The sequence below is a fragment of the Vibrio scophthalmi LMG 19158 genome (genome assembly GCF_000222585.1).
Taxonomy (GTDB): domain Bacteria; phylum Pseudomonadota; class Gammaproteobacteria; order Enterobacterales; family Vibrionaceae; genus Vibrio; species Vibrio scophthalmi.
In genome coordinates, this window is sequence record NZ_AFWE01000213.1 from 105,720 (window position 1) to 117,115 (window position 11,396).

The 11,396-nt window shown below is 45.1% G+C and carries 10 protein-coding genes; all 10 read right to left on the reverse strand.

Annotation, left to right across the window (positions count from 1 at the left end):
* Positions 1–50 precede the first annotated feature (50 nt).
* Positions 51–1,250 (reverse strand): tetratricopeptide repeat protein, encoded by a 1,200-nt coding sequence (locus RH88_RS19290; RefSeq protein ID WP_005599188.1) that lies wholly within the window; start codon positions 1,248–1,250, stop codon positions 51–53.
* Positions 1,247–1,867 carry an energy transducer TonB gene (locus tag RH88_RS19295; protein WP_005599191.1) on the reverse strand — a complete coding sequence of 207 codons (621 nt, stop codon included), beginning with the start codon at positions 1,865–1,867 and terminating at the stop codon, positions 1,247–1,249. Before RH88_RS19295 ends, RH88_RS19290 begins: the two co-directional genes overlap by 4 nt.
* Positions 1,867–2,271, reverse strand: coding sequence for an ExbD/TolR family protein (locus RH88_RS19300; protein WP_005599193.1), 405 nt, complete (start codon positions 2,269–2,271; stop codon positions 1,867–1,869). Before RH88_RS19300 ends, RH88_RS19295 begins: the two co-directional genes overlap by 1 nt.
* Positions 2,268–2,828 (reverse strand): MotA/TolQ/ExbB proton channel family protein, encoded by a 561-nt coding sequence (locus RH88_RS19305; protein WP_005599194.1) that lies wholly within the window; start codon positions 2,826–2,828, stop codon positions 2,268–2,270. Before RH88_RS19305 ends, RH88_RS19300 begins: the two co-directional genes overlap by 4 nt.
* On the reverse strand, positions 2,828–4,189 hold the full coding sequence (locus RH88_RS19310; protein WP_005599197.1) for a MotA/TolQ/ExbB proton channel family protein: 1,362 nt from the start codon (positions 4,187–4,189) through the stop codon (positions 2,828–2,830). Before RH88_RS19310 ends, RH88_RS19305 begins: the two co-directional genes overlap by 1 nt.
* A complete protein-coding gene (locus tag RH88_RS19315) occupies positions 4,189–4,950 on the reverse strand; it encodes a DUF3450 domain-containing protein (protein WP_005599198.1) in 762 nt (253 codons plus the stop codon). The genes RH88_RS19310 and RH88_RS19315 overlap by 1 nt, the downstream gene beginning before the upstream one ends.
* Positions 4,951–5,169: 219 nt before the next feature.
* Positions 5,170–7,278 (reverse strand): TonB-dependent siderophore receptor, encoded by a 2,109-nt coding sequence (locus tag RH88_RS19320; protein ID WP_005599200.1) that lies wholly within the window; start codon positions 7,276–7,278, stop codon positions 5,170–5,172.
* Between the two features lie 475 nt (positions 7,279–7,753).
* Entirely contained in the window at positions 7,754–9,058 is a 1,305-nt protein-coding gene (locus RH88_RS19325) for a sensor histidine kinase (RefSeq protein ID WP_241212209.1), read from the reverse strand.
* Between the two features lie 110 nt (positions 9,059–9,168).
* Complete coding sequence (locus tag RH88_RS19330) at positions 9,169–9,834, reverse strand: response regulator transcription factor (RefSeq protein WP_005599205.1); 666 nt, start codon at positions 9,832–9,834, stop codon at positions 9,169–9,171.
* Positions 9,835–10,004: 170 nt separating this feature from the next.
* Positions 10,005–11,396, reverse strand: a 1,392-nt coding sequence (locus RH88_RS19335) for a TRAP transporter permease (RefSeq protein ID WP_005599207.1), incomplete at its 5' end; no start/stop codon positions are given.

The following is an 11,396-nucleotide window of genomic DNA, read 5'->3' on the forward strand; positions in this document are numbered from 1 at the left end:
CGATATGACAAAAAGGGAGCCGAAGCTCCCTTTTACTTTTCTAATTCGAATTACGATACCGTTTGATTCGCTCGGCGTAATTGCGAAAGATATTTTATCCAGCTTTTTGACTGACTGCTCGGCTCAATATTATCGGCTTGCTTAGCATGAATCAGAGCTTGCTCTAATTGATTTAACTTGTAATAAGCACGTGTTTTAGCCAAAGCGACATCCGCCTTACGCCCCTGAACACGATCAAGTACCGTTAATGCTTGCTGATATTGCCCTTCTTGCACCAACAACTGAGCGACATTCCAGTGGTATTTCGCGGCTTGTTTGGCCGCCAGTTGCCATTGCTTGGTCGCCTTCTGCCATTCTCGTGCTTGTTGCCAGTAACTCGCTTGCGAAACAATCAGGTCAAGATCTGTCGTTGCTTCTTCTAACTGGGACAATTCAATCGCCGCTCTCTCAGGAATGCCTCTTTGCGCGTACAGTTGGGCAAGCAAAACACGATCTTGTTGCGACAATGCAACGCCTTGACCTTTCGCCAACGCTAACGTACTTAATGCTTGTTTGTTCTGGCCTTGCTGCAACTGCAAACTCACGAGTTGGCGCCACCAATTCACTTTGTCCGGTTGCAGTGAGACCAACTTTTCAAGTGTCGGGATAGCGTCATTCCAACGCTTCAGTTGCAGTTGTGCCCCCAGCTTTAATGACAGGGGTTGCAGCTCATCTTTGGCTTGGAAACGACGATATTTGTCAATCGCAGGGATAACCGCTTTCCACTGTTCAATCTGATAATGAGCTTGCGCAATACGCAACCAAATTTGGTCTTCTGTCTGACTCTCAGGAACCTGCTGTACTAACTGATAGTAATGAGGTAATGAAGCACTAAACTGTTGATCACTGAGCAGTAAATCCGCCAACATTTTCTCAGTTACCCAGCCCTGCTCGTCTTCAAGTTTTTTGCTCTCGACAGCTAACTTGAGCTGCTTAATTGCAGGTTTCGTCTGACCATCTTGCCAGTAAAACACGCCAAGCATCCGAGCGACGAACGCTTGATCATAGCTTTTAGACGTTTCAATCTTTCGCAGAGCTTGAATCGCTTCAGCAAACTTCTCGTCTTGCGCCAATTGATTCGCTTTTTGCACTCGGATGGCCGTGTACTGGCTAAGCTCAGCAGCATTGACAACAGACACGCCAACAAGACCACTACCGGCCGAAATCGCGATAAAACCCAGCACAGCCGTGAATAATTTACGTATTATCATTTGGCTAACTTAAACTCCAATCGAACAGTTTGACCTAGTTGCGCTAACGCATTGCCATCTTCAACCTTAGGTTGATACTTCCATTTTTTCAGCGCACGAATGGCTTCTTTCTCAAACATACGCTTAGGATTGGCTTCTAACACTTCGATGTCCTGAGGGCGTCCTGTTGGATCAATGGTGAATTTGAGCACCACATAACCTTGAGCGCCGCGTTTAAGTGCACGCGCTGGATAACGAGGCTCAACACGATAAAGCGGCATGGCTTGTTGATTGACACCAAAATCACCAAAGGTAGGCGCATTAATCGCTAACCCGTCTATGGTGGTGCTCAACCCTAGCATCGGTTGCATCGCCATTGGTGACACGTTGGTCACTTGATTCTTGGCCTGTGAAACAGGTGCCTGATCTGGGACTTCCGGGGCTTTAGGCTGCTCAGGAACACTACGCTGACGGCGTTGTACGTCTTGTTCGTTTTCCACCATAACCATATTAAAACTTAACGCTTCACTAGGCTCGGGCGCACGGCGATGACCACCATCGACCATCCATGCCATAAAACTAAACAGCGCTAATGCAATCACACCTGCAATGGGTAAAGCAAAAAGAACACGCAACACTACTTTTTCTCCGCCGCTAGCGCGATATTTTTCACGCCCGCGCCTTTCGCTGCATCCATCACTTTAACAACCGTACCGCTATAAGCATGCTCATCGGCTTGGATCACCAATGATGCGTCAGGCTTATCGAGTAAAAGATGCTCTAACGTTGCTTGCACACGCTCTACATCCACAACTCGTTTATCAATATAGATATCGTTCGCTGAAGTAATCGCAACAAAAATGCCCGCGTCTTTTTGGCTCACTACATTTGAAGCCTGAGGTCGATTCACTTCCACACCAGACTCGCGTACAAACGAGCTGGTAACAATAAAGAAGATCAACATGATAAAGACAATATCGAGCATCGAAGTAAGGTCGATTTGCGCCTCTTCTTGTTTATGTTGGCGTCTACCGAGTCTCATCGCTGACTCCTTAATGATTTTTCTAATTTAATTTCTCGAAGCTGACAAGCTTTCGCCAAACGAGCATGAACAAACATGCCCGCTAGCGCTGCAACCATACCCGCCATGGTAGGTAACGTTGCTAATGAAATACCTGACGCCATCAATTTTGGATTACTGCTGCCTTGCGTCGCCATGACATCAAACACTGAAATCATACCCGTCACAGTGCCAAGCAAACCTAACATTGGGCAAATCGCCACCAGCACTTTGATCATATTAAGGTTTTGATGCAAAGCCATATGTGCTTGTGCAATCCAACTGTCGCGTATGGCATGCGCATACCAAGAACTCTGCTCTTGGCGTTGATGCCATTGATTGAGCCAGTCTTGACGTAATTTTGGGTAATGGACAAGCAAAAAGATCACTCGCTCTACAATTAAAACCCAGCATATCAATACGACCAGCCCTAACCACCAGAGAACCTGCCCGCCCTGCTCCATAAAGCTTTGCAACGACATAACCCAATCACTGGTTTGAATACCACTGGGCAACCATGAGATTGAAAACAGTTCCATTACGCAGCATTCTCTACAGTGCGTACTGGTGCGCTTGGCAACGCTTTTTCTGCTTGTTCAGCCACAATACCAATACCTTGCTTTTCAAGAATATTACGAATACTTTCCGCTTGTGAGCTCAACACATTGTGTGCCAGTAACAGAGGCATTGCGGCAATCAGGCCAAGCACTGTCGTCACAAGCGCCATTGAAATACCACCCGCCATGACTTTAGGATCACCGTTACCAAACTGGGTAATGACTTGGAAAGTCTCAATCATCCCCGTTACCGTACCTAACAGACCCAACATTGGCGCCAAAGCAGCCAACAGTTTCAACATTGAAAGGCCCTTTTCAAGTTGCGCTTGTTCATCAACGACAGCCTCAAGCAAACGCAATTCAAGTGCTTCAACACTACGATTTTGTTCTTTGTTGTAGACCGCTAAAATTCGGCCTAATGGGTTGTTGCCCGGCACATTTGGCGTTTTCAGCTGCGCACGAATTTTTTGACGAGCCATAGCCAAACTCACACCACGGAATACCGCAATGATCACACCAATAGCCAACAGACCAAGGATGATTTGACCTACCACACCGCCCGCTTGCAGACGATCTTTCAGGCTTGGTTCCAAAGCCAATTGCTCCAGCATGATGCCACGCGACGGGTCAACCACGACATTTTGTAACGCGCCGTTTTGCAGATCACTCACCAACGATAATGTCGGGCCCTTTTCGGGTTGTTTTAAGTACGCTTTAGCTTCTGCTTTTTGACCATTCCATGCCAAGTAGCCGTTGTTACCAACCAAACCAATCGCACCTAGACGAGCAACATCGACTTGATTCGTTTTACCTTCACCGTCAACAAAGTTCACTTGGCTAAAGCTAATCGTGCCACCCGCTTGGACTTGTTCATCTAACGCTTTCCACAAAGCAGTCAATTGAGGCATCGAAGGTAGGCTTGTCGCCGCAATAATTTGTTCAATTTGGGCATTATAAGATTGTGCATCAACACCGGTGACGGATTGATTTAACTCGGTTTGTAGCTCTTTTGCATTTTGACGAACGACACCAAAGACTTCACCAAGGCTGCCAGTTTCAAGGCGTAACTGTTCTTCAAGGCGTGCTAACGCATCCTCGTTTTGGCCAAACGTTTCCGCTAATCTGTCGTTTTGTGTTTGTAGTTGATTGCGCTTAGCATCCAACTTCGCTTTAAGCTCTGCCAGTTCTTTCTCTGTGGCTTTAAAACCCGATTCACGGCTTTGGTTATGTTTAGCTTGTTGACTGTTTTCCACTTTCGCTTGGGTGGCAAAATCACTACTCGCAGAAGTAGTAAAAGAAAGCACGCTCAATGCACAAGCTGAAACGAGTAATTTAAGTTTCATTATTTCGTCTCCGCTAGCAGTGAAACTGGAATGGTAATAAGGCTTGGCGCTGTTTGTTTCGCCGCCATTGCATACGCTTTATCAAGATCAGATTTTGCCGAACTATCAACGATCACCCAATCATTAGCCTGCTTATCCCACGCCCAGAATGTATTACCGTTTAAGCTTCTGGCGATAAGAGCGATACGGCCAAGGTGTAAAATATCCGCTTCACGCTGTTCGCCCGCTAACGTAATTTTCCCTTGGTATAAACCCAGCTTAGTGCCGTAATCCATTTCAATTTGGTATGCTTCCAAAATACGACGATATTTTTCTGCATCACTAATATCAGCACGCGTCATTAAAGTTTGTAGCTTCTCAATTCGCTCAAAACGTTGTTGTTTTTTGATTGGCGCATCAGCTTCAATACGTTGTTGTAATGCCTCTACCATTTGGTACATCAAAGGCACAACACCTTGGCGCGTCACTTTAATTTCTTGTACTTGGGCATCGATGTTCGCCATCTCTTGCTCTTGATTAACAATCAAAGCTGAAAGGTGCTTTTGATACACTTCTAAGTTTTTGACTTCTTCTTCAAGCTGTTCAATCTCAGCTTGCAATCTAAGCGTGGTATCAGCGCTGTTATCAATGCGCTTTTGGCTTGCAACAGAGGCAGAGTTAGTTTTATTTTGGATCGCTTGCGCGCTGTCGAGGCTTGAGGCTGAGACTGGGCTAATTGCCGCAGAAATTACAATCGCTAAACTGGTTTTAAATAAGTTCATAGTCTTAAAATGTTCGAGAAATCAACAATCAAGCAAATTGGCTTGACGCTTAAATTTTCAAATTCTATTTGATAAATATTATCATTAATATTTGCCAACGGGTAGCCATAATCTGTTGTAAGCATTAAACACGTTCTGATTTGAGGCTTACGATAGACAACGGAAAACACCGCTCAAGATCGAGCGGTGTCTATTTACATTTCGTTTAATACGCGAGGTTTAGAATGTCGCATTTACTGAGAACTTAAAGCGACGTTCGTTACCATAATGGACGTCAGTCACAACACCCTCACTTGTACTGCCACCCGTTCCCGCGACGTAATCGGTATCAAATAGGTTTTCGATATTAAAGCGGAAATCCCAATTGACGTAATCACTATTGATTGAGTGCGAAGCGCCCGTATCTACACGAGTGTACCCGTCTAGCTTAACGGTGTTTGCATTATCAGCCCAACGTTCGCCTTGATAGAACAAACCGAAGTTAAAGGCAGTCGCTTCTGTCATTGAATAACGAGTCCATACTGAACCAGACCATTCTGGTACGTTCGCTGGTGCTTTGTCTTGGTACTTATCATGCTTGTCGTAGTTAGCATTTAGATACATACCAGACATCATCAGGAACCAGTTATCCGAGATTTGACCTTGTGAGCCAATTTCTGCACCAATATGACGTTGAATACCATTTTGGGTAGTAATGCCGCCTTCAGTAATACTGATGTTGCGTTTTTCAATATCAAACACCGCACCAGTCAGTAATAAACGGCTGTCCATTAACTCCCATTTGGTGCCCATTTCATATTGGCGGCTTTCTTCTGGCTTACGCTCTGTGATGCTTCTGTCGTCGTTAACCACATTACTTACTGGGTTAAAGCTCTCAGAGTAGTTCGCGTAAATGCTACCATTGTATGTTGGGTGATAAATGATGCCCGCTTTAGGCGAGAATGACTCACTGTCATTAGCCCCTTTCACAACTTGGTCTGTGCTCGTTGTGCCATCGGCAAAGTACATGTCGTAACGACCACCAATCAGCGCTTGCCATTGGTCATTGAAAGTGATCAAATCTTGTACATAGAAGCCGTAATAGTTGTTATCACTCTTATATGTAGAATTATCATTATGGTAATCAAGACCTGGGTTGGCTGGATTATCACCAGCATTTACACCCACAGTGCTGCCTTTCACTCGAAGCTGAGCATAGTCATAGAACTGACCATTCATGCCCATCAACACTTGGTGGTCCACATCTAATGCAGTAAATTCACCGTGTAGATCAGCATGGAACGCTTTGGTTTTCCATGTGTCATGACGGTCAAATGGGCTCAACGTGTAGCTACCATCAACCAGAGTCTGATCTGTCGGCTTCGGAGAAGAATCATAACGATGACGCTTCATTTCTTGCGAGTTGAAGCTAAAGTTTGCACGCCATTGACTGCTTAGGTACACATCTAAATCTGCGCCCCAGTTTTCAACATCGTTATCAATAAATGACCAGTTAGCATCACGAATCATGTCACGACTGCCAATAACATTGCCATTTAGATCTAACCAAGTACCAGTATCCAGAGGTGCTCTGTCACTGGTTTTTTCGTAGTTAAACGACAGTAAGCCCCAGTCTGACAGATCGGCTTCAATCACACCGTAACCGAGGAAGCGATCACGTTCGCGTTCATCACCCGTTGCGTATTTACGGCTTTCAACCGAGTCTTGTTTTACCAACACTGTGCGACCGCGAAGTGAGCCTGACTCGTTGAGCTTACCTGACGCATCAATATGATGGTGAGTACTGCCCAAGTCGTCAAAGTTGGTACCAACATTCACTCGTGGAGCTTCCGTTGGTTTCTTAGAGACCATGTTGATCAAACCACCCGGAGCGGCACGGCCGTAAAGCAAACTTGAAGGGCCTTTGATCACTTCAATGCTTTCAAGTGTTTCAATCGGCAACATGTAATGAGTAAACAGAGAATGACCATTTCTTAAATAGCCATTGCTTGAAGAGAGTTCAAAGCCACGAAGATAAAACACTTCACGGTTCCATTTTTGTGTACCCGCACTCACACTCGCGTCGTTTTGTAGCGCTTCACCTAAGGTTGTCGCTAATTGCTCATCAAGAACAATCTCAGGGATAACATTGATGGATTGCGCTGTATCAAGCATGCTGGTATCCGTACGCATTGCTCCAGTCGCACTATCCACTTTGTAGTCGTTAAAACTCTGAGCATGAACAACTATCGTTTCATCAACGGGTGTGTTGCTCTCTTGTGCTAAAACAACGGGGGTATTTAGCGCGAATAATACAGCGCTACAAATGGATGTTACTTTGAAATTCATTTTTATTTCCCTACTCATTTTTATATTTACCGTGACATGAATTAATCACCGTAAATAACAATGATTTTACGAGTCGAAATGTACTGGTAATGATTGGCAACCGTCGTAGGTCTGTTCCTACAACTGAGCACTGAAACTATGCGCTGCGCGCAAGCTCGACTTGTGCCCTTAAAGCCCGGCTTGAAACGCGGTTTCCTCTACTGGGCACCCTAGTTTCAAGATGTCATTCATTCCAAATCGTTCTAACTCTTAGTAAGTCGATCGGTTTATTTACAGCCCACTGCGACTGCCCTATTGAACGAAAGAGAATATAATTGATAATCACTATCATTTGCATTGAAATTTACATTCTTTGCATTTGTCAGGGAAATATTACATTTATTCCAAGGTACTGTTAGTTGGCGCTTTTCTTTAAGAAACGAACTTTAAGGCAAAAAAACACGCCGATTGGCGTGCTCTTTTGTGTAGAAATGAACTAATTGGGAAAGAGAAGCTCGATGCGTAAGCCACCATCACGCCGATTGGACGCTTGTACTTGGCCATGCATCAAGTGCATCGCTTCTTTGACAATGGCAAGGCCAAGCCCATAGCCCCCCGACTTCTTATCACGTGCCGATTCTAGCCGCGTAAAAGGTTGAAATATCTCATCCAGCCGACTGGTCGGAATACCTTTACCATCATCCTGCACCGCCACCACACTGTACTCTTTCTCATCTTGAGTAAGGCTGTAAAGCAATACTTCGATATTGGCTTGCTCACCCGCATATTTTCCAGCATTGGTGATCAAATTACGCACACAACGTACAACCAAGCGTTCGTCAGCCAAAACCTGGCTCTGTGCTTGGCTCGGAATAAAACTCAAACGTTGTTGCGGCCCAATATCGAACTGACTTTGATTTACTTGTGATGCCACATAGCTTTCTAAATCGACCGATTTTAGTTTCACTTCATAGCGCGAGTTTTCAAGTTGACTAAACGTGAGGATCTCGGCGACTAGAGAGTCCATCTCTTCCACTTCCCTTTCCACTCGCTCGACTAAACTGCGATCCTTCTCTGATACTTTGTGTTTTAGCAGATGCAAGGCTAGGTTTTGTCGCGCCAGTGGCGTGCGCAGCTCGTGGGATACATCACGTATCAAGCGCTTTTGCTTTTCCGCTAACGAGTGAATTTGAATACTCATCTGATCGAAATCTTCCGCAAGTTCATTGAACTCACGCGTATTCGATTTTAACTCGGCCACCACATTGACGTTAAAATCCCCTCGAGCAAGACGATGACTCGCCTCTCTTAATCGATCGAGTGGCTGTTGTAACTTACGCGCCAAGATCAGAGAAAAAATCGTCAAAATAAAGAAAGCGATGACAAATTTACTGATCGCTAAGTAACTAAGAAAGCGATGTGCGGGGTGCATATGACTTGGTAACTGAACCACCAAGGTATGATCATCAATCAATGGTTGACCAATCAATGGCTTGGCAACTCTATCACCCATCATCTGATCTAACTGACGCAAGAACTTCAGTTTAAAGGCGAAATGGGGATGCATTTTACGGTGCGTGATCGGCTGGTTATTTTTATCCAACACAAACAGATAGTAAGGCTGAGCGTTGGCCCAATCGGCCAACTCGTCCATATCACCATCTTCAATCATCACATTGGCTTGAGCGGCAAGATCGCGCAATTCACTTTTCACCGAGTCAGGTAAAACCAATACGGTACGAATCAAAGCCTGCTCTGTGATCCCTTGCAGCAATAAGATGCTCAAGACCACCACTGACATATAACTAAATAGCTGAAATGCCAAACTGCCTTTACGTTTGCCAATCACACAGGCAGATAGCCGACTAAAAAAGGCAGATAGGGTTGAATTCACGTTGGGTTCCCGATGACTTACTCAAGAACGCTGGCAACAAAGCTATAGCCTCGCCCACGCACGGTTTTAATATGCTGTTTTGACATCCCCGCTTCGACCAATTTGCGGCGAACATTACTGATGTGCATATCGAGGTTACGATCAAAAGGACTGAGCTCTTTTTTTAGCACTTCGATTTGCAATTGCGCCTTGGAAATCACAACACCTTCGTTTCGCATCAAATAATTAAGTAGATCTGCTTCTGTCCCGGTAAAAGGTAAACCAGAAACAGACTCTGAAAATCCATTTTGATCGGAACAGTAACTTTGACGCTGCTTTTCTAAGCCAACTCGACGAAAAATCGCTTTAATCCGAGTCAACAACTCTGGCACTTTAAACGGTTTAGCGACGTATTGATCCGCCCCCGCTTGGTAACCGTCTAACATTGAAGATTCATCATTAAGCGCTGTAAGCATCAAGATAGGCGTCGCAAAGCGCTGGCAAATTCGGCGCGCCACTTGTAAACCACTTAATTTAGGCAGCATGACATCCAGCAACACCAGATCGACCGGATGCTTTTCAATATATTGCAACGCGCTTTCACCACAGTGAACACACTCTACCTGATAGCCTTCTAACGTGAGAACTTCTGATATCAACTGACACAGTTCAATATCATCATCAACGACCAAAATTTTCGACATTTTTCTTTTTTCGCAGCACTGAAGGATGCGATTCTAAATCGCAACCATTATCAGTACAAGCAATAGTCTCTAAATACTCCGTATTGATATTGCAGAGAAAAGAAAACCCAGCATAGCTGGGTTTTAACTCATTGTTCTAAAATGAATATTTTGAGAAACAAAATGAAGGGTTATGCGCTCGCGAGCCTCAACTCTTTCGCCACTCTTCGTCGTTGCATTGCCACGACCAAGCCAAATAATAGCAAGGCAGGAATCCACATCCACTCTTTGCGAACACGTTCAACGGTAATTCGAACGTCGACGATTTGCTGGTCAAACTGCAAACCGGCCGCTTCAGCAGGGCTAGCAAAGGCCACAATATCGATGAATGTCTTCTCGTCTTGTTGGTAGGTTTCAAGACCTAAAGCATCCAACCGGTCTTGACCACTCTGCCCTTCTGGCACTTCTAGCAGCACCGAGAATTCACGCATTTTACCTACGCTATCTTCACCACTAATGCGCATTCTCAGCACATCACCAGGCTCTAAAGACTCTAACGTTTGTGTCATCACTTTCGGGTTGGTTGATTGGTAAGGATCGACAACTAAATCAACCCAATATCCCGGTCTAAATAAGGTAAAGGCCACCAACAGCAGTAATACGCCTTCATACCATTTGTTACGAGTTAAGAACCATCCCTGCGTGGCAGCGGCAAAAATTAACATCGCCACCGTCGAGACAATAAAGATTGCGATACCATGCGCCCAATCCACATCAATCAATAACAAATCGGTATTAAAGATAAATAGGAATGGCAGCGCCGCAGTTCGTAAGCTGTAATAAAACGCGGTTAAACCGGTTTTGATCGGATCGCCTTTCGAAACCGCAGCCGCAGCAAAGGAAGCTAAGCCAACCGGTGGCGTCACATCAGCCATAATGCCGAAATAAAACACGAATAAGTGCACCGCAATTAACGGAACAATCAGGCCATGTTGTTCACCCAGAGTGACGATCACCGGCGCTAATAGGCTCGAAACGACAATATAGTTCGCTGTTGTTGGCAAGCCCATACCAAGGATCAAGCTAAGTACTGCCGTTAATAGCAACATCAGTAGCAGATTGCCCATCGATAGCATTTCAACCAAATCAGCCAAAACTAAACCAACACCGGTTTGAGAGACTGCACCAACAATAATACCGGCAGTCGCGGTAGCGATACCGATACCAATCATATTGCGCGCACCCGCTACCAAGCCTTCACGTAAATCAATACAACCCTCTTTGAAAGAGCCGTAGTTGTGTTTACCGTCTTTGCGCATCCAGTTAAGCAGTGGACGTTGAGTCAAAACAATAACCACCAGAATTACCGATCCCCAAAATGCCGATAAGCCCGGTGACAAACGTTCCACCATCAAACACCAAACAAGCACCACTACAGGTAACAAATAATGCAGACCCGACAATAGCACTTGGCGAGTATTGGGTAATTGGTCCAGCGGCTGGTTTGGATCTTCTGGCGGTAATGGCTCATTATTGGCCGCAATACGCAAGAGTCCTAAATAGGCAATAGCAAGCAACAACGC

What these genes read in the sequence shown, in the direction of transcription:
- RH88_RS19305 (WP_005599194.1), bottom strand. Translation starts at nt 2,828, where the DNA reads ATGGAACTGTTTTCAATCTCATGGTTGCCCAGTGGTATTCAAACCAGT.
- RH88_RS19300 (WP_005599193.1), bottom strand. Translation starts at nt 2,271, where the DNA reads ATGAGACTCGGTAGACGCCAACATAAACAAGAAGAGGCGCAAATCGAC.
- RH88_RS19290 (WP_005599188.1), bottom strand. Translation starts at nt 1,250, where the DNA reads ATGATAATACGTAAATTATTCACGGCTGTGCTGGGTTTTATCGCGATT.
- RH88_RS19315 (WP_005599198.1), bottom strand. Translation starts at nt 4,950, where the DNA reads ATGAACTTATTTAAAACCAGTTTAGCGATTGTAATTTCTGCGGCAATT.
- RH88_RS19325 (WP_241212209.1), bottom strand. Translation starts at nt 9,058, where the DNA reads ATGTCAGTGGTGGTCTTGAGCATCTTATTGCTGCAAGGGATCACAGAG.
- RH88_RS19320 (WP_005599200.1), bottom strand. Translation starts at nt 7,278, where the DNA reads ATGAATTTCAAAGTAACATCCATTTGTAGCGCTGTATTATTCGCGCTA.
- RH88_RS19310 (WP_005599197.1), bottom strand. Translation starts at nt 4,189, where the DNA reads ATGAAACTTAAATTACTCGTTTCAGCTTGTGCATTGAGCGTGCTTTCT.
- RH88_RS19330 (WP_005599205.1), bottom strand. Translation starts at nt 9,834, where the DNA reads ATGTCGAAAATTTTGGTCGTTGATGATGATATTGAACTGTGTCAGTTG.